This window comes from Acinetobacter sp. YH16051, from assembly GCF_013417135.1.
GTDB lineage: Bacteria > Pseudomonadota > Gammaproteobacteria > Pseudomonadales > Moraxellaceae > Acinetobacter > Acinetobacter towneri.
Map to the genome: position 1 here is coordinate 133963 of NZ_VPEN01000001.1, position 17278 is coordinate 151240.

A 17278-nucleotide genomic window follows, 5' to 3' on the forward strand; every position below is an offset into this window, starting at 1 on the left:
TTTTAGAGGTTTATGCACATGGCTATTGGTTTAGTCGGTCGCAAGTGCGGTATGACCCGTATCTTTACAGATGCTGGTGTTTCTGTACCTGTTACAGTGATTGAGGTTGATCCTAACCGCATCACTCAAATCAAAACGCTTGAAACAGATGGTTATCAAGCAATTCAGGTTACTACTGGTGAACGTCGCGAATCTCGCGTAACTAACGCTCAGAAAGGTCACTTCGCTAAAGCGGGTGTTGCTGCTGGTCGTTTAGTTCAAGAATTCCGTGTTTCAGAAGCTGAGCTTGAAGGTCGTGAAGTTGGCGCTACTATCGGTGTAGATCTGTTTACAGTGGGTCAAATTGTTGACGTTACTGGTCAGTCTAAAGGTAAGGGCTTCCAGGGTGGTGTTAAGCGTTGGAACTTCCGTACTCAAGATGCTACTCACGGTAACTCTGTTTCTCACCGTGTTCTAGGTTCTACAGGTCAAAACCAGACTCCTGGTCGCGTGTTCAAAGGCAAAAAAATGGCTGGCCATTTAGGTGCTGAACGCGTAACTACACAGGGTCTTGAAATCGTTGCTATTGACGCAGAACGTTCAGTTCTAGTTGTTAAAGGCGCGGTTCCTGGTGCTACTGGTGGCGACGTAACTGTTCGTCCTACGATCAAGGCCTGAGGGGAAATAACGTGAATTTAAAAACTGTTTCCGGCTCTGCTGTTGAGTTATCTGAAGTTGCTTTCGGACGTGACTTTAACGAAGCACTTGTACACCAAGTTGTTACAGCTTATTTAGCTGGTGGTCGTCAAGGTTCTAAAGCACAGAAATCACGTGCAGACGTTGCTGGCGGTGGTAAAAAACCATTCCGTCAAAAAGGTACTGGCCGCGCTCGTGCTGGTTCTATTCGTAGCCCAATCTGGGTTGGTGGTGGTAAAACTTTTGCTGCTCGTCCACAAGATTGGTCTCAAAAAGTTAACCGCAAAATGTACCGCGGTGCAATGCAATGTATCTTAGCTGAACTTGTTCGCCAAGATCGTCTTGTATTGGTTGAAGAGTTTGCTGTTGAAGCTCCTAAAACTAAAGAGTTGCTTGCAAAACTTAACGACTTGAATGCAACTCGCGCATTGATCGTAACTGAAGCTGTAGATGAGAATCTATATCTTGCAGCGCGTAACCTTCCACATGTAGATGTGGTTGATGCTACTGCAATCGATCCTGTTAGCTTGATCGCGTTCGACAAAGTTGTAATGTCTGTTGCTGCTGCTAAGAAAATTGAGGTAGAACTCGGATGAACAACGAACGTTTATATCAAGTCCTACAAGGACCTGTATTTTCAGAAAAAGCACAAGTTTTAGGCGAAACTGCTGGTGTTCAAGTATTTAAAGTTGCATTAAATGCAAACAAGCTTGAAATCAAAAAAGCTGTTGAGCAATTATTTGGTGTGGAAGTTGTTAAAGTTAACACGACTATCACTAAAGGTAAGACTAAGCGCTTTGGTCGTACATTAGGACGCCGTTCTGATGTTAAAAAAGCATACGTCACCCTGAAAGCTGGCCAAGATGTTGAAATGGCTGACTTGGGCGATACCGCTGAAAGCGCAGCGGAATAAGGACGAAATTTATGCCGATTCAAAAATGTAAGCCAACGTCTCCAGGACGTCGCTTTGTAGAGAAAGTCGTTCACGACCATCTTCACAAAGGTGCGCCTTATGCGCCGTTGGTAGAAGCTAAAAAACGTACTGGTGGTCGTAACAACAACGGTCACATTACTACACGTCACGTTGGTGGTGGTCATAAGCAACACTACCGTATCGTAGACTTCAAACGTAACAAAGATGGCATTCCTGCTGTAGTTGAGCGTATTGAATACGATCCAAACCGTACTGCACACATCGCATTGTTGAAGTATGCTGACGGTGAACGTCGTTATATCATTGCGCCTAAAGGTTTACGTGCTGGTGATCAAGTTCAATCTGGTAACGATGCTCCAATTCGTCCAGGTAACTGCTTACCACTTCGTAACATGCCTATCGGTGCTACTCTTCACAACATCGAACTTAAAATCGGTAAAGGCGCGCAATTAGCTCGTTCTGCTGGTACTTCAGTTCAATTGTTGGGTCGTGACGGTTCATACGCAATCGTTCGTCTACGTTCAGGCGAAATGCGTAAAGTGCACGTTGAATGCCGCGCTGTGTTAGGTGAAGTATCTAACTCAGAAAGCAACCTACGTTCACTTGGTAAAGCAGGTGCTTCGCGCTGGCGTGGTGTTCGTCCTACCGTTCGTGGTATGGCGATGAACCCGGTTGATCACCCACACGGTGGTGGTGAAGGGCGTACTAAAGGTATTCAACCTGTAAGCCCATGGGGTCAAAAAGCTAAAGGGTACAAGACACGTACCAACAAGCGTACGACTAAGATGATTATTCGCGACCGTCGCGTTAAGTAACAAGTAAAGGAATCTGACAATGCCTCGTTCTCTGAAAAAAGGCCCATTCGTCGATGCGCACTTGTTCGCTAAGGTTGAAGCGGCAATCGCGGCTAATAACCGTAAGCCGATCAAAACTTGGTCGCGTCGTTCGATGATCCTCCCGGATTTTGTTGGTTTAACAATTTCTGTTCATAATGGTCGTAACCATGTTCCAGTGATTATTTCTGAACACATGGTTGGTCATAAACTCGGTGAATTCGCGCCAACTCGTACCTATCGTGGTCACGGTGTTGACAAGAAGTCTAAACGTTAATAGGTGCTATGATGGAAGTAACTGCTAAATTACGCGGTGCCGCTATCTCGGCACAAAAAGCACGTTTGGTTGCAGATCTTATCCGCGGCAAATCTGTTGCGCATGCACTTAACATTTTAAACTTCAGCAACAAAAAAGCTGCTGTTTTAGTTAAGAAAGCATTGGAATCTGCAATTGCAAATGCTGAACACAATAACAGTTTAGATGTAGACGACCTTAAAGTATCTACGATTTACGTTGACGAAGGCATGAGCCTTAAACGTATTATGCCACGTGCTAAAGGCCGTGCAGATCGTATTACTAAGCGTACTTGTCACATCACCGTTAAGGTAGGGGTTTGATATGGGTCAGAAGGTTCATCCAATCGGTATCCGCCTAGGTGTTGTGAAACGTCATAACGCTAACTGGTATGCGAATCCGAAACAATACGCTGAATACTTGCTTAAAGACCTTCAAGTTCGTGAGTTTTTAACTAAAAAACTTAAGAACGCAATGGTAAGCAATATTCTTATCGAACGTCCAACGGGTGCTGCTAAAGTAACAATTAGCACTGCGCGTCCTGGTATCGTAATCGGTAAAAAAGGCGAAGACATTGAGAAATTACAACGCGAATTAACATCTATTATGGGTGTTCCTGCGCAAGTAAGCATCAACGAAATTGACCGTCCAGACTTAGATGCACGTTTAGTTGCTGAAGCAATCGCTTCTCAATTAGAAAAGCGTGTAATGTTCCGTCGTGCTATGAAGCGTGCGGTACAGAACTCTATGCGTGCTGGTGCTAAAGGTATCAAAGTTGAAGTTTCTGGTCGTTTAGGTGGTGCAGAGATTGCACGTACTGAATGGTATCGTGAAGGTCGTGTACCTTTGCATACACTTCGTGCGGACATCGACTATGCAACTATGCGTGCTGAAACTACTTACGGTACGATTGGCGTTAAAGTTTGGGTATTCCGTGGTGAAATCTTGGGTGGCATGAAACAAGTCATGAACCCAGCACCTGCTGAAGAACGTCCAGCTAAACGCGGTCGCGGTCGTGGTGAAGGTCAAGAGCGTCGTGGTCGTCGCAATGATCGTTCTGCTGAAAAAGGAGAATAATCCATGTTGCAACCTAAACGTACTAAATTCCGTAAGGTGCAAAAAGGCCGTAACACTGGCTTAGCGCACCGTGGTAGCTCAGTATCTTTCGGTACTATCGCTCTTAAATCAGTTGAACGTGGTCAAATGACTGCGCGTCAAATTGAAGCGGCACGTCGTACAATCAGCCGTCGTATTAAGCGTGGTGGTAAGATCTTTATCCGTGTATTCCCAGACAAACCAATTACTTCTAAGCCTCTTGAAGTGCGTATGGGTAAAGGTAAAGGTTCTGTGGAATATTGGGTTTGTCAAATCAAACCAGGTAAAGTCTTGTACGAAATTGATGGTGTGAACGAAGAATTGGCACGTGAAGCATTTACGCTTGCTGCTGCTAAACTTCCGTTTAAAACCACTATCGTGACTCGGACGGTAATGTAATGAAAACTAAAGATCTACGTGAAAAGTCGGTAGAAGAGTTGACAGCTTTGCTTGATGAGCAACAGCTTAACCAATTCCGTCTTCGTATGGCGAAAGCAACTGGTCAATTGGGTAAATCGCATGAAGTTGCGCTTACTCGTAAAACTATTGCACGCATCAAGACCCTCCTTACCGAAAAACAGGGGAACGGGCAATGAGTCAAAATACAGTCCGCACGTTAACTGGCAAAGTTGTAAGCGACAAAATGGAAAAATCTATTGTTGTTCTTATTGAACGCCAAGTTCAACACCCGTTGTATGGCAAATTGATTCGCCGTTCAACCAAATTACACGCTCATGATGAGAACAATACCGCCAAGATTGGTGATGTTGTAACCATCAAAGAAAGCCGCCCAATGTCTAAAACTAAGTCATGGACTTTAGTTGAAGTTGTTGAAGCTGCTGCTGAGTAATTAACGTTCTTGTTGCATCATCGGTCAATTTCGAGTACTCTTTGAGCCTTTCGAAATTGTGACCGGTGATGCTCGGTTTTGGAGTAGGGCAATGATTCAAACCGAAACGATGCTTGACGTAGCTGACAACAGTGGTGCTCGCCGCGTACAATGTATTAAAGTACTAGGTGGTTCACATCGTCGTTATGCTTCTGTTGGCGACATTATTAAAGTTACTGTAAAAGAAGCTATTCCACGCGCACGTGTTAAAAAAGGTGACGTGATGAATGCTGTTGTTGTACGTACAAAGTTCGGTATTCGTCGTCCAGACGGTTCTGTGATCCGTTTTGATGATAACGCTGCTGTTATTTTGAATAACAACAAAGCACCGATTGCAACTCGTATTTTCGGACCAGTGACTCGTGAACTTCGTACTGAACAGTTCATGAAAATCATTTCATTGGCTCCTGAAGTTCTATAAGAGGCAATCATGGCTAAGATTAAAAAAGGCGATCAAGTAATTGTGATCGCAGGTAAAGAAAAAGGCAAACAGGGTACTGTTCTGTCAGTTTCTAATGACCGTGTTAAGGTCGAAGGTCTTAACTTGGTTAAGAAGCACCAGAAGCCAAACCGTGCTACGGGCGCTGAAGGCGGTATCGTAACGCAGGAAGCTTCGCTTCATATCTCAAACGTGGCAATTTTTAATGCTACAACCCAAAAGGCTGACCGTGTTGGTTACCAAACGATTGATGGCGTGAAAACTCGCGTTTATAAATCGAATGGTGAATCAGTGGCGGTGGCGAAGTAATAGGTTGAAATAGGCAATGGCCAGACTTAAAACACGTTACAACGACGAACTTAAGGCTCAATTACAAGAACAATTGGGCGTTAAGAATGTGATGGAGATCCCTCGCATCACTAAAATTACCATCAACATGGGTGTTGGTGCTGCAGCTGCTGACAAGAAATTGTTAGATGGCGCTCTTTCTGATATGCAAGCTATTGCTGGTCAAAAACCAGTTTTAACATTAGCTCGTAAATCAATCGCTGGTTTTAAAATCCGTGATGGTTGGCCGATTGGTTGTAAAGTTACTTTACGCGGCGAACGTATGTACGAATTCTTAGACCGTTTGATCTCTATCGCGATCCCTCGTATCCGTGACTTCCGTGGTTTCTCTTCGAAATCATTTGATGGTCGTGGTAACTACTCTATGGGTCTCAAGGAACAAATCATGTTCCCTGAAATCGATTTCGATAAGATTGATCAAATTCGTGGTATGGACATCACCATTACTACGACTGCTCGCACCGATGACGAAGGCCGTGCGCTTATGCGTGCATTCGGCTTCCCGTTCAAATAAGAGGTCGATATGGCTAAGAAAGGTATGATTAATCGCGAATTGAAACGCGAAGCTACTGTTGCTAAATACGCTGCAAAACGTGCTGAATTAAAAGCAACGATTGCAAACGTAAATGCAAGCGACGAAGAGCGTTTCGAAGCGATGATGAAATTACAAGCATTACCACGTAATGCGTCTCCAGTACGTCTTCGTAACCGTTGTGGTTTAACTGGTCGTCCTCATGGTTACTTCCGTAAGTTCGGTTTAAGCCGTAACAAATTACGTGACACAGTAATGCAAGGTGATGTACCGGGCGTTGTTAAGGCAAGCTGGTAAGGAGCACTATAAATGAGTATGCAAGATACCGTTGCCGACATGCTAACGCGTGTTCGTAACGCTCAAATGGCAAAGAAACAAACTGTTTCTATGCCTAATTCTAAGTTGAAGGTTGCTATTGCAAACGTACTTCAACAAGAAGGTTATATCGCAAATGTAGAAGTGGCTGACAACGAAGGCAAACCTACATTAACGATTACTTTAAAATACTATGAAGGCAAACCAGTTATCGAAACTGTGAAACGCGTAAGCCGTCCAGGTCTACGTCAGTATCGCGGTAAAGATGCACTTCCAAGCGTTAAGCAAGGTTTAGGTATTGCAATCGTTTCTACAAGCAAAGGCATCATGACTGATCGCGCTGCACGTGCTGCAGGTATCGGTGGTGAAGTTATTGCTTTTGTTTCTTAATAATAGGTGATTCCTCATGTCTCGTGTGGCTAAAGCCCCAGTAACTGTACCTAACGGTGTTACAGTTACTCAGAACGGCCGGCAGGTCGAAGTGAAAGGCAGCAAAGGTACATTGTCTTTCAACCTGCATGCGCTGGTCGAGCTAAAACAGGAAGACGGTATTTTAGCTATTGCTCCTAAAGCTGAGTCGAAAGACGCTTGGATGCAAGCTGGTACTGCTCGCGCTGTGCTTAACAACCTTGTAAAAGGTGTGAGCGAAGGCTTCGAACGTAAGTTGCAATTGATTGGTGTTGGTTATAAAGCTGCGGTAAAAGGTAACGTTGTTAACCTTAACCTTGGTTTTTCACACCCAATCGATTACACCCTTCCTGAAGGTGTGACTGCAGAAACTCCAACTGCAACTGAAATTATCCTTAAATCTGCTGATAAAGCAGCTTTAGGTCAAGTTGCTGCGGATATCCGTGGATACCGTCCACCAGAGCCATATAAAGGTAAAGGTGTTCGTTATTCGGATGAAGTTGTTCTTCGTAAAGAAGCTAAGAAGAAATAAGGCGCGAGGTTCTTATGAACGAAAAGAAACAATCCCGTTTGCGTCGTGCGAAAAGCACACGCTTGCACATCCGTGCATTGGGTGCGACTCGTTTGTGTGTAAACCGCACGCCGCGTCACATCTATGCCCAAGTTATTTCAGCAGATGGTGGCAAAGTTTTAGCGCAAGCTTCAACTTTAGATGCTACTTTACGTGCTGGTACAACTGGTAACGTTGAAGCAGCTCAAAAAGTAGGTGCTTTAATTGCAGAACGCGCGAAAGCAGCTGGTGTAACTAAAGTTGCGTTTGACCGTTCTGGTTTTAAATATCATGGTCGTATCAAAGCCTTGGCTGATGCTGCTCGTGAAAACGGCTTGGAGTTCTAATCATGGCTAAAGTTGAACAAAACGAAGGTCTTGTTGAAAAGCTGGTTGCCGTTGATCGCGTAGCCAAAGTTGTTAAAGGTGGTCGTATCTTCTCTTTCACAGCATTAACTGTTGTGGGTGATGGTAATGGTCGCGTAGGTTTTGGTCGTGGTAAAGCACGTGAAGTTCCAGCTGCTATTTCTAAAGCACTTGAAGCTGCACGTCGTAACATGATCACTATCGAATTGGCAGATGGTACTTTACAACACCCGATTCATGCGCGTCATGGTGCAAGCCGTGTTTACATGCAACCAGCATCTGAAGGTACTGGTGTAATTGCGGGTGGTTCTATGCGTGCAGTTTTAGAAGCTGCAGGTGTACGTAACGTATTGACTAAATGCCGTGGTTCTACTAACGCTGCAAACGTAGTGAACGCAACTTTCAACGGTTTGCGTGACATGACAACTCCTGAAAAGGTTGCTGCGAAACGTGGTCTTTCAGTAGAACAAATTCAAGGGTAATCAATCATGAAAACGATTAAAGTTACCCAGACTAAATCTGCATCGCACCGCTTGAAAAATCACAAGCTTAGCCTTAAAGGTTTAGGTCTGCGTCGTATTGGTCATACTGTAGAAGTGCAAGATACGCCTTCTAACCGTGGTATGATCAACCAAGTCTACTATATGGTTAGTGTAGAGGAATAAGCCATGACTCTGCGTTTAAATGAACTTGCACCTGCAGAAGGTGCTAAGCGTGAAGCCCGTCGTTTAGGCCGTGGTATCGGTTCTGGCGTTGGTAAGACTGGTGGTCGTGGTATCAAAGGTCAAAACTCACGTAAGAGCGGTGGTACACGTCCTGGATTCGAAGGTGGTCAAACTGCGTTATATCGTCGTTTACCTAAATTCGGTTTCACTAGCCAAATCGCTTTGAAAACTGCTGAAGTACGTTTATCTGAGCTTGCTAAAGTGGAAGGCGACATCGTTAGCCTTGAAACTTTAAAAGCAGCGAACGTTGTACGTAAAGATATGGCTCGTGCTCGTATCGTACTTTCTGGTGAAATTACTCGCGCATTCACTATTCAAGGTGTTGCTGTGACTAAAGGCGCTAAAGCTGCTGTTGAAGCGGCTGGCGGTAAAGTCGAGGAGTAATCCCCAGTGTCTATGTCTCCTAGTTCTTCAGGTCATGTTCACATGATGAAAGGCCAACCATTTCACGTGAAATACCGTGAAATTATACGCCGAATGATGTTTCTCATTGGTGCGTTGTTGGTATTTCGACTAGGAGCGCATATTCCAGTACCAGGCATTAATAATGCCGCACTTGAACAATTGTTTAATGCAAACCAAGGTACAATCCTTGGTTTGTTTAACATGTTTTCGGGTGGTGCATTAGAGCGGATGTCGATTCTTGCTTTAGGGATCATGCCATACATTTCTGCTTCGATTATCGTACAGTTAATGTCTACCGTGGTTCCTTCGCTTGAAGCTTTGAAAAAAGAAGGCGAGCAAGGCAAACGCAAAATTAATCAATATACGCGCCAAGGCACATTGTTTCTTGCACTTGTGCAAGCGATTGGGATGTGTGCAGGTCTGATTGGTCAAGGTATTACCTTAACGTCAGGTCTGGCTTTTTACGTTCCAGCTGTGACCTCTTTGGTTGCAGGCACAATGTTCTTAATGTGGTTGGGTGAACAAATTACCGAACGCGGAGTGGGCAATGGTATTTCCATGATCATTTTCGCAGGTATTGTTGCAGGCTTGCCTAATTTAATTATGCAATCCTTCACATCTATTGACAGTGGCCAGTCAAGCCTGATTGGTTTGGCAATTTTTGGTTTATTGTCTTTGGGTGTACTTGCAGCAATTGTGTTTATTGAGAAGGCGCAGCGTCGTATTCCAGTAAACTATGCTCAAAAACAACAAGGTCGTCGTGTATTTACTGCTCAGCAAACGCATTTGCCATTAAAAATTAATATGGCAGGTGTGATTCCAGCAATTTTTGCCAGTTCATTGCTTTTGTTCCCAGCGAGCTTAGGTCAATGGGTCGGCAGTGCGGATCCTAGTGCTGGATTAATCAAGCGTAGTCTACAAGACTTGGCATTGGTATTGTCGCCTGGACAACCGTTGTATTTGGTGCTCTTTGGTGCGTTAATTATCTTTTTCTGTTACTTCTACACTGCGCTAGTTTTCAGCCCTAAAGAAGTTTCGGAAAACTTGAAACGCAGCGGAGCTTATGTGCCTGGTATTCGCCCAGGTGAGCAAACTGCTCGTTACTTAGATCATATTCTCAGTCGTTTGACCTTTATTGGCGCGATTTACATCACTGTAGTCTGCTTAATGCCGATGATTCTACAAAGCTCATTTGGAATTCCATTTAGCTTAGGTGGTACATCATTATTAATCGTTGTAGTGGTTGTGATGGACTTTATGGCTCAGCTTCAAGCACATCTCACCTCGCACCAGTACGATAATCAAACGTTAATGAGAAAAACGACTGCTCATCCTAAGGGATAAGCGCACTTAGAGGTTTCATCATGAAAGTACAAGCTTCTGTAAAGAAAATTTGTGGTAGCTGCAAAGTTATCCGTCGTAATGGGGTTATTCGCGTAATTTGCAGCGCAGAACCTCGTCATAAGCAGCGTCAAGGTTAATTTGATTAAGACCTGTTGATTTCAGTAGGCTAATTAGGTTATTATCCGCCCCTCAAGATTTTTGTGGGGCGGTTGATTATCTTAACTGCCTTTTTGGAGAAAATTGAATGGCTCGTATTGCCGGTGTAAACATTCCGGATAACAAGCACGCTGTTATCTCTCTCACTTATATCTTTGGTATTGGTCGCCACACTGCTAAGACTATCTTAGCTGCTGCTGGTATCGCACCAACAACAAAGATCCGTGAATTAGATGACGCTCAGCTTGATGCGATTCGTGCAGAAGTTGCTAAGGTTCCGACCGAAGGTGACTTACGTCGCGAAATTTCCATGAACATTAAACGTTTAATGGATTTAGGCTGCTACCGCGGTCTTCGTCATCGTCGCAGCTTGCCTGTCCGTGGTCAACGCACCAAAACTAACGCACGTACCCGTAAAGGTCCGCGCAAACCGATTAAGAAATAAGATTTCTGGAAGCTAAAAGATGGCTAAAGATACTCGCACACGCAAGAAGGTCACTCGTACCGTCTCTGAAGGTGTTGCACACATTCACGCTTCTTTTAATAACACCATTGTGACCATTACCGATCGTCAAGGTAATGCACTGGCTTGGGCTACCTCAGGTGGACAAGGCTTCCGTGGATCACGTAAATCAACTCCGTTCGCTGCTCAGGTAGCTGCTGAAGTTGCTGGTAAAGCTGCTTTAGATTACGGTTTGAAAAACTTGGACGTCCTTGTTAAAGGTCCTGGTCCAGGTCGTGAGTCTGCGGTTCGTGCATTAGGTGCAGTGGGTTATAAAATTAACAGCATTACCGATGTGACTCCAATCCCTCACAACGGTTGCCGTCCACCTAAAAAACGTCGCGTGTAAGGAGAAACATTCATGGCTCGTTATATTGGTCCAAAATGCAAACTCTCTCGCCGCGAAGGGACAGACCTGCAACTAAAATCTGGCGTTAAACCATTTGACGTCAAAACTAAAAAACACGCTAAAGCTCCTGGCCAACATGGCGGGGCTCGTGGTGGTAAGCAATCTGAGTACTCACTACAATTACGTGAAAAACAAAAAGTACGTCGTATGTACGGTGTTTTAGAGCGTCAATTTAGTAACTACTATAAAGAAGCTGCTCGTGTGAAAGGCGCAACAGGTGAGAACTTGTTGAAATTGCTCGAAAGCCGTCTTGATAACGTTGTTTATCGCATGGGTTTTGGTTCTACACGTGCAGAAGCTCGTCAGCTTGTATCTCACCGTAGCATTACTTTAAATGGTCGTCGTGTTAACATTGCGTCTATTCAAGTTAAAGCTGGTGATGTAATTGCAGTTCACGAAGGTGCAAAACAACAATTACGTATTAAAAACGCAATTGAATTGGCTGCTCAACGTGGTATCCCTTCATGGATGGAAGTTGACCATTCTAAATTTGAAGGTACGTTTAAAGCTGCACCAGATCGTTCTGATTTACCTGCTGAAATCAACGAAAGCTTGATTGTAGAATTGTATTCTAAATAATCCTTGAGGTAGCAATAATGACGCGTACTGCAAATGAGTTTCTTACTCCGCAAGCGATCAAGGTCGAAGCGGCAAGCGGGACCTCGGCAAAAGTTATTCTAGAACCATTAGAGCGTGGCTTTGGTCATACTCTTGGTAATGCTTTACGTCGCATCCTTCTTTCTTCTTTACCTGGCGCAGCTGTGGTAGAAGTTGAAATTGAAGGTGTCGAGCACGAGTACAGTACTTTGGAAGGCTTGCAGCAGGACATCGTCGAGCTCTTGCTGAACCTGAAAGGATTGTCTATTAAGCTGTTCGATCAAAATGAAGCTTATTTGACATTGGAAAAACAAGGTCCAGGCGATGTAACTGCTGCAGACCTTCGTTTACCGCATAATGTTGAAGTGGTTAACCCTGAACACTTGATCGGCACTTTAAGTGCTACAGGCAATTTAAAAATGCGCCTGAAAGTTGCTCAAGGTCGTGGTTATGAAACATCTGACTCACGTTTCCCAGAAGGCGAAACTCGCCCTGTAGGTCGTTTGCAGTTAGATGCTTCTTATAGCCCAATTAAACGTGTGTCTTACATCGTAGAAAATGCGCGTGTAGAACAACGTACTGACCTTGACAAGTTGATCATTGATCTTGAAACCAATGGTACAGTTGATCCAGAAGAAGCAATCCGCAAAGCGGCAACAATCTTGCAACAACAAATTGCAATTTTTGTTGATCTTCAGAAAGATCAAGCTCCTGTTGCTCAAGAGCCTCGTGAAGAAGTTGACCCAATCTTGCTTCGTCCAGTAGATGATCTAGAGCTTACTGTTCGTTCTGCTAACTGTTTGAAAGCAGAAAATATTTACTACATTGGTGATCTTGTACAGCGTACTGAAGTTGAGCTACTTAAAACGCCTAACTTGGGTAAAAAATCGCTTACAGAGATCAAAGATGTTCTGGCTTCTAAAGGCTTACAGCTCGGCATGCGTTTAGAGAACTGGCCACCGGCTAGTCTCCGTATGGACGATCGTTTCGCCTATCGTAGCCGTTAATTAAGTAGGACTATCACCATGCGTCATCGTAATAGTGGTGTGAAATTAGGCCGTACAAGCAGCCATCGCAAAGCGATGTTCCAAAACTTGGCTAATTCTTTGTTCGAACACGAGTTAATCAAAACAACTGTTCCTAAAGCAAAAGAATTACGTCGTGTTGCTGAGCCTTTAATCACTTTAGCTAAAAACGATACAGTAGCAAACCGTCGTTTAGCGTTTGCTCGTACTCGTTCAGCAGCAACTGTTGGTAAATTATTTACCGTTCTTGGCCCTCGTTACAAAGAGCGTAACGGCGGTTATCTACGTGTTCTTAAAGCGGGCTTCCGTGCGGGTGATGCTGCACCGATGGCTTACGTTGAGCTTGTAGATCGCGAAGTTAAATAATTTCGCTAAGAATAACGCACGTTGTTCAGAAAAAGACCGGTTTTACCGGTCTTTTTTTATGAAAAAAATATATTGAATCTCAATAAATGATGAAATTGTCCCGAATTGATATAAATTTTAGTAACTTTTGCTAAACTTGACATTGTGTATTGTCAAATTTATGCTTTAATAAAAAACATCATTCAAGCTGGACAATAAAACATGGATAAGCAGGTTGATATATTAATTATTGGGGCAGGGATTTCGGGCATTGGTGTAGCAGCACATTTAAGTCAAAACTGCCCACAGCGTTCTTTTGAAATTATTGAGCGTCGTCAAAGTTTTGGTGGCACTTGGGATTTATTCCAATATCCGGGCATTCGTTCAGATTCGGATATGTCGACTTTTGGTTATAATTTTAAGCCTTGGAAAAAAACCAATGTACTTGCCGATGGCGCATCTATCAAAGACTATCTAGAAGAAGTCATTCAAGAAAAAGCCTTACACTCAAAAATTCATTTTCAGCATCGTGTGTTATCTGCCAATTATGACTCTCAAACACGTAAGTGGATGTTACGTATAGAAAATGCAGTGCAACAGATTGAAACTTGGGTGGCTAATTTTGTTTTAGGTTGCACAGGCTATTACAATTACGATCAAGGTTTTCAGCCTGACTTTCCGAATCAACATGCGTTTAAAGGTACATTTATTCACCCACAGCATTGGCCTGAGAATTTAGATTATCGTGGTAAAAAGGTCTTAATTATTGGTAGTGGTGCAACCGCCATTACCTTAGTACCTGCTATGTCAAAAGGTGGTGCAGCGCATGTCACCATGCTACAACGCTCGCCGACTTATATTGCTTCAGTGCCTGCAATGGATTTTGTTTATCAGCAAATGCGTAAAGTTTTGCCTGAAGATGTTGCTTACAAAATCACGCGCGCACGTAATATTGGCATGCAACGCGCAATTTATGCTTTAGCACAAAAGCAGCCGAAATTACTGCGGACTTTGTTGCTGAAATCTATCCAAATGCAGCTCAAAGGCAAGGTGGATATGAAGCATTTCACACCACATTATAATCCGTGGGATCAGCGTTTATGTGTTGTGCCTGATGGTGATTTATTTAAGATTTTACGCGAAGGACATGCCTCGATTGAAACTGATCAAATTGCTAGTTTTACTGAAACAGGTGTGCAATTAAAATCAGGTAAACATTTGGATGCCGATATTATTGTGTCTGCGACAGGTTTGAATATTCAAATTCTAGGCGGTATTCAAGCCACAATTGATGGTGAGCCTTTGGATACCTCCAAACACATGCTGTATCAAGGTGTGATGGTCAGCGATGTGCCGAATATGGCGATGATTATTGGCTATATTAATGCGTCTTGGACACTTAAAGTGGATGTGGCTGCGGATTATATTTGTCGTTTGCTCAATTATATGGATCGACAAGGTTATGACGAGGTGATTCCTCAAGGTGACCAAACAGAGTTGTTAGAAGATACGGTGATGGGCAGTTTGAGTTCGGGCTATATCGCACGTGCTGCTGATGTGATGCCAAAGCAAGGCAAACATGCGCCATGGCGAGTCACTAACAATTACTTAGAAGATCGCAAAACTTTAAAACAAGCAAGCTTTGAAGATGGTATTTTAAAGTTCAAACAGGCTGTGCCTGCACAGCAGCGTAAACCTAAATTAGTGTCTTAAATCGTTGGGTGCAAAAATAATATGGTGCAAGGGATTTAAAATCTCTTGCGCCATTTTTATGTTGAAGTGGTAATTTTATAAAGAACGTGAAATCAGCTCTTTCATAATTTCATTGGTGCCTGCATAAATACGATTGGCCCGATTGTCTAAGTAAGCACGTGCAATTGGATACTCAAGCATATAGCCATAACCACCATGCAGTTGTAGACATTCATCCACCACTTTGGAGTACATCTCTGAAATTTTATATTTGGCGGCCGCTGCAGCTTCAACACTGAGCTGATCTTGAAGTTGTAACTGCATACATTGATCTAAAAAAGCACGACAGAAATCAATTTCGGTGCGTAATTCTGCCAGTTTAAAGCGCGTATTTTGAAAGCTATGAATACTTTTGCCAAAGGCTTGACGTTGCTGAGTATATTGCAGTGTATGTGCAAAAGCAGCTTCTGCACCTGCTTGGCAAATAATCGCGACAATTAAGCGTTCCCAAGCCAGTTCTTTCATCAGCATGATAAAGCCCATGCCTTCTGCACCCAATAAATTGCTGCGAGGCACGCGGACATTATCAAAAAATAATTCGCAAGTGTCCTGACCTTTCATACCAATTTTATTCAGTGGTTTGCCTTTGCTAAATCCCGCACGGTCTGCTTCTACCAATATTAAAGACAGATTGGCTGAACCTTTGTCTGTGTTCGCTGTTTTACATACCACAATCGCCATGTCGCACAAATAGCCGTTGGTAATAAAAATTTTAGAACCATTAATCACGTATTCATCGCCATCCAATACCGCAGAGGTACGCACAGCTTGTAAGTCTGAACCTGTACCGGGTTCGGTCATGGCAATCGCGGTTATCACTTCGCCTGTGGCCATGCGGGGTAACCAGTGTTGTTTTTGTTCAGTTGTGCCAAAGTTATTAATGTAATTGGCGACAATATCTGAATGCAGTGAAAAACCGGTAGCACTGTCACCTGCATAGGCTTGTTCTTCAATCAAAATCATGCTGTATAAGCGGTCTACCCCTGAGCCTGCATATTCTTCAGGCATGGTGCTACACAGCAAACCCAAAGCACCTGCTTTACGCCATAGCTCACGATCTACATGCTGCTGCGCTTCAAATTTTTCAGTATGGAGGATGACTTCCTGCAAATAGAATTTTCGTACCAAATCACGAAAACTGTCGTGTTCAGCACTGAATAAGGTGCGCGGTAACATATTGGCAATGGGGCGAATTGCGGCAGATTGCATGGTTTTATCTTCCTGATGTTGTTATTTTGAATTCACCTTAGAAGAATTTATAGGGGGCAACAAGGTGCAAAAGTTTCAATTGCAAATGAAAGATGATGCTTTTGGTCAATGCTGCATAAAAGTCATCGAAACTTTAAAAGGGGTCGGTTAAACTAGCCTGAGTTTAGTTTTAATGGGGAAACCGCATGAGTGATGACATCAGCTTAGAAGAACGCAAAGTGATTTACCGTGCCCGTCGTGGTTTAAAGGAAATTGATGTCTATTTTGACCCGTATGTGAAAAATCATTATTTGACTGCCAGTGCGGAAGAAAAACAAATGTTTGCCGATTTGGTTGAGCAGGAAGACCCAGATTTATTGGATTGGTTTATGGAAGTGTCTGAGCCACCACGTCCTGAGTTGAAAGATTTTATCCGTAAACTAAAGCATTATGTGCATGGCTAAGCAGCAGTTTCAGCTGAAACCTAGTGTCATCGCAATAGTGTTTCAGCTGATGATCGCTCTACTCATCGTTTGGCTTTTACTACAAGTGTTAAAGCCATGGCTTAGCGTTGTATGTATTGTCATTATGGGCTGGACATATTTTAAATTTGTTCGTGCAAACCGAATTGTTGGTTTAGATCAATTAGATGACCGTGAATGGTCAATTTCCTATCTCGCGCCTCGTGTAGTATCACAACAGATTAAAAGCACAGCTCGCCAAATTGAAATTCAGCGTGTGCAACTGCGTCAAGTGATAGATCATCAAATTTATATCGTCATGGAATTTCAGCAAGCCTTTAAACCTCTGGTGATTTGGTGTGATCAGGTTTCCAAGGCGGAATGGAAGGCTCTAAAAGTATTGGCGAAAATGCTCTAATTTACAGACAGCTGTATATTTTTATAATAATAAAAAACTATAAGTATCATAAAGATAAAATTATCATCTATTTTTCGTGTCCTGATCAGTCATTTTATATTGGCATAAAAGATTACACATATCCCTATTTTCAGTTATATTCATTCCAGACAAGTGTAGATCAATACAAATCAGATTCCTGAAATGTGCAGATTTAAATTTAGTCGAAAGATTTTTTAAGATAAGCCCGAATTGGGCATCAGTTAATAAGTAGCATGTGCTGAACCGTCGCAA

At 43.2% G+C, this 17278-nt stretch carries 31 protein-coding genes; 30 read left to right on the forward strand and 1 reads right to left on the reverse strand.

The window, feature by feature from the left end:
• The first annotated feature begins 18 nt into the window (after window positions 1-18).
• The 28 genes from rplC (at window position 19) to FTV41_RS00785 (ending at window position 14899) form a co-directional block, all read left to right on the forward strand.
• The gene (gene rplC, locus FTV41_RS00650) at window positions 19-657 is read left to right on the forward strand and encodes a 50S ribosomal protein L3 (RefSeq protein WP_179991490.1); all 639 of its coding nucleotides are present in this window, start codon (window positions 19-21) and stop codon (window positions 655-657) included.
• Window positions 658-668: 11 nt separating this feature from the next.
• Window positions 669-1271, forward strand: coding sequence for a 50S ribosomal protein L4 (gene rplD, locus FTV41_RS00655; RefSeq protein WP_168418780.1), 603 nt, complete (start codon window positions 669-671; stop codon window positions 1269-1271).
• Window positions 1268-1588: a 50S ribosomal protein L23 gene (rplW, locus tag FTV41_RS00660; protein ID WP_004974703.1), complete on the forward strand. Its 321-nt coding sequence runs from the start codon at window positions 1268-1270 to the stop codon at window positions 1586-1588. The genes rplD and rplW overlap by 4 nt, the downstream gene beginning before the upstream one ends.
• An 11-nt stretch (window positions 1589-1599) precedes the next feature.
• Window positions 1600-2424, forward strand: a complete 825-nt coding sequence (gene rplB / locus FTV41_RS00665; RefSeq protein ID WP_004974706.1) for a 50S ribosomal protein L2 — start codon at window positions 1600-1602, stop codon at window positions 2422-2424.
• 19 nt (window positions 2425-2443) lie between these two features.
• The gene (gene rpsS, locus FTV41_RS00670; protein WP_004673001.1) at window positions 2444-2719 is read left to right on the forward strand and encodes a 30S ribosomal protein S19; all 276 of its coding nucleotides are present in this window, start codon (window positions 2444-2446) and stop codon (window positions 2717-2719) included.
• An 11-nt stretch (window positions 2720-2730) separates the two neighbouring features.
• Window positions 2731-3060 (forward strand): 50S ribosomal protein L22, encoded by a 330-nt coding sequence (gene rplV / locus FTV41_RS00675; protein WP_001982638.1) that lies wholly within the window; start codon window positions 2731-2733, stop codon window positions 3058-3060.
• Window position 3061: 1 nt separating this feature from the next.
• Window positions 3062-3814, forward strand: a complete 753-nt coding sequence (rpsC, locus tag FTV41_RS00680) for a 30S ribosomal protein S3 (RefSeq protein ID WP_004974711.1) — start codon at window positions 3062-3064, stop codon at window positions 3812-3814.
• Between the two features lie 3 nt (window positions 3815-3817).
• Complete coding sequence (gene rplP / locus FTV41_RS00685; protein WP_004691317.1) at window positions 3818-4231, forward strand: 50S ribosomal protein L16; 414 nt, start codon at window positions 3818-3820, stop codon at window positions 4229-4231.
• The gene (gene rpmC / locus FTV41_RS00690) at window positions 4231-4428 is read left to right on the forward strand and encodes a 50S ribosomal protein L29 (protein WP_004650482.1); all 198 of its coding nucleotides are present in this window, start codon (window positions 4231-4233) and stop codon (window positions 4426-4428) included. The genes rplP and rpmC overlap by 1 nt, the downstream gene beginning before the upstream one ends.
• A complete protein-coding gene (gene rpsQ / locus FTV41_RS00695; RefSeq protein ID WP_004974714.1) occupies window positions 4425-4682 on the forward strand; it encodes a 30S ribosomal protein S17 in 258 nt (85 codons plus the stop codon). The genes rpmC and rpsQ overlap by 4 nt, the downstream gene beginning before the upstream one ends.
• A gap of 91 nt (window positions 4683-4773) precedes the next feature.
• Entirely contained in the window at window positions 4774-5142 is a 369-nt protein-coding gene (rplN, locus tag FTV41_RS00700) for a 50S ribosomal protein L14 (protein WP_001982634.1), read from the forward strand.
• A gap of 9 nt (window positions 5143-5151) precedes the next feature.
• A complete protein-coding gene (gene rplX, locus FTV41_RS00705; RefSeq protein WP_004974717.1) occupies window positions 5152-5469 on the forward strand; it encodes a 50S ribosomal protein L24 in 318 nt (105 codons plus the stop codon).
• Window positions 5470-5485: 16 nt separating this feature from the next.
• Entirely contained in the window at window positions 5486-6022 is a 537-nt protein-coding gene (gene rplE / locus FTV41_RS00710) for a 50S ribosomal protein L5 (RefSeq protein WP_004974719.1), read from the forward strand.
• 9 nt (window positions 6023-6031) lie between these two features.
• Window positions 6032-6337, forward strand: coding sequence for a 30S ribosomal protein S14 (rpsN, locus tag FTV41_RS00715; RefSeq protein ID WP_004825185.1), 306 nt, complete (start codon window positions 6032-6034; stop codon window positions 6335-6337).
• A 12-nt stretch (window positions 6338-6349) separates the two neighbouring features.
• A complete protein-coding gene (gene rpsH / locus FTV41_RS00720; protein ID WP_004974720.1) occupies window positions 6350-6745 on the forward strand; it encodes a 30S ribosomal protein S8 in 396 nt (131 codons plus the stop codon).
• Window positions 6746-6761: 16 nt separating this feature from the next.
• Complete coding sequence (rplF, locus tag FTV41_RS00725; protein WP_004974722.1) at window positions 6762-7295, forward strand: 50S ribosomal protein L6; 534 nt, start codon at window positions 6762-6764, stop codon at window positions 7293-7295.
• Window positions 7296-7309: 14 nt separating this feature from the next.
• The gene (gene rplR / locus FTV41_RS00730) at window positions 7310-7660 is read left to right on the forward strand and encodes a 50S ribosomal protein L18 (protein WP_004281497.1); all 351 of its coding nucleotides are present in this window, start codon (window positions 7310-7312) and stop codon (window positions 7658-7660) included.
• A gap of 2 nt (window positions 7661-7662) precedes the next feature.
• Window positions 7663-8160, forward strand: coding sequence for a 30S ribosomal protein S5 (gene rpsE, locus FTV41_RS00735; protein ID WP_004974725.1), 498 nt, complete (start codon window positions 7663-7665; stop codon window positions 8158-8160).
• 6 nt (window positions 8161-8166) lie between these two features.
• A complete protein-coding gene (rpmD, locus tag FTV41_RS00740; RefSeq protein WP_004786899.1) occupies window positions 8167-8343 on the forward strand; it encodes a 50S ribosomal protein L30 in 177 nt (58 codons plus the stop codon).
• A 3-nt stretch (window positions 8344-8346) separates the two neighbouring features.
• Complete coding sequence (gene rplO / locus FTV41_RS00745) at window positions 8347-8787, forward strand: 50S ribosomal protein L15 (protein ID WP_004974728.1); 441 nt, start codon at window positions 8347-8349, stop codon at window positions 8785-8787.
• 45 nt (window positions 8788-8832) lie between these two features.
• Entirely contained in the window at window positions 8833-10152 is a 1320-nt protein-coding gene (secY, locus tag FTV41_RS00750) for a preprotein translocase subunit SecY (protein WP_171062591.1), read from the forward strand.
• A 20-nt stretch (window positions 10153-10172) separates the two neighbouring features.
• Window positions 10173-10289 carry a 50S ribosomal protein L36 gene (rpmJ, locus tag FTV41_RS00755; RefSeq protein ID WP_000867907.1) on the forward strand — a complete coding sequence of 39 codons (117 nt, stop codon included), beginning with the start codon at window positions 10173-10175 and terminating at the stop codon, window positions 10287-10289.
• 107 nt (window positions 10290-10396) lie between these two features.
• Entirely contained in the window at window positions 10397-10753 is a 357-nt protein-coding gene (rpsM, locus tag FTV41_RS00760; protein ID WP_004974734.1) for a 30S ribosomal protein S13, read from the forward strand.
• Between the two features lie 19 nt (window positions 10754-10772).
• Window positions 10773-11159 carry a 30S ribosomal protein S11 gene (rpsK, locus tag FTV41_RS00765; RefSeq protein ID WP_001040166.1) on the forward strand — a complete coding sequence of 129 codons (387 nt, stop codon included), beginning with the start codon at window positions 10773-10775 and terminating at the stop codon, window positions 11157-11159.
• A gap of 12 nt (window positions 11160-11171) precedes the next feature.
• Complete coding sequence (gene rpsD, locus FTV41_RS00770; protein ID WP_004974744.1) at window positions 11172-11798, forward strand: 30S ribosomal protein S4; 627 nt, start codon at window positions 11172-11174, stop codon at window positions 11796-11798.
• 17 nt (window positions 11799-11815) lie between these two features.
• On the forward strand, window positions 11816-12823 hold the full coding sequence (locus FTV41_RS00775) for a DNA-directed RNA polymerase subunit alpha (RefSeq protein WP_004974745.1): 1008 nt from the start codon (window positions 11816-11818) through the stop codon (window positions 12821-12823).
• Window positions 12824-12841: 18 nt separating this feature from the next.
• Window positions 12842-13207 carry a 50S ribosomal protein L17 gene (gene rplQ / locus FTV41_RS00780; RefSeq protein ID WP_004974746.1) on the forward strand — a complete coding sequence of 122 codons (366 nt, stop codon included), beginning with the start codon at window positions 12842-12844 and terminating at the stop codon, window positions 13205-13207.
• A gap of 201 nt (window positions 13208-13408) precedes the next feature.
• Window positions 13409-14899, forward strand: a complete 1491-nt coding sequence (locus FTV41_RS00785; protein WP_179989874.1) for an NAD(P)/FAD-dependent oxidoreductase — start codon at window positions 13409-13411, stop codon at window positions 14897-14899.
• Between the two features lie 75 nt (window positions 14900-14974).
• On the opposite strand, the gene FTV41_RS00790 is transcribed toward FTV41_RS00785, so the two are convergent.
• On the reverse strand, window positions 14975-16147 hold the full coding sequence (locus FTV41_RS00790) for an acyl-CoA dehydrogenase family protein (protein WP_179993949.1): 1173 nt from the start codon (window positions 16145-16147) through the stop codon (window positions 14975-14977).
• 185 nt (window positions 16148-16332) lie between these two features.
• Between FTV41_RS00790 and FTV41_RS00795 the strand changes: the two genes are divergently transcribed.
• Both FTV41_RS00795 and FTV41_RS00800 read left to right on the forward strand, forming a co-directional pair.
• Window positions 16333-16590: a succinate dehydrogenase assembly factor 2 gene (locus tag FTV41_RS00795; protein ID WP_004974752.1), complete on the forward strand. Its 258-nt coding sequence runs from the start codon at window positions 16333-16335 to the stop codon at window positions 16588-16590.
• Window positions 16583-17005 (forward strand): protein YgfX, encoded by a 423-nt coding sequence (locus FTV41_RS00800; RefSeq protein WP_096901367.1) that lies wholly within the window; start codon window positions 16583-16585, stop codon window positions 17003-17005. Before FTV41_RS00795 ends, FTV41_RS00800 begins: the two co-directional genes overlap by 8 nt.
• Window positions 17006-17278: the final 273 nt, after the last annotated feature.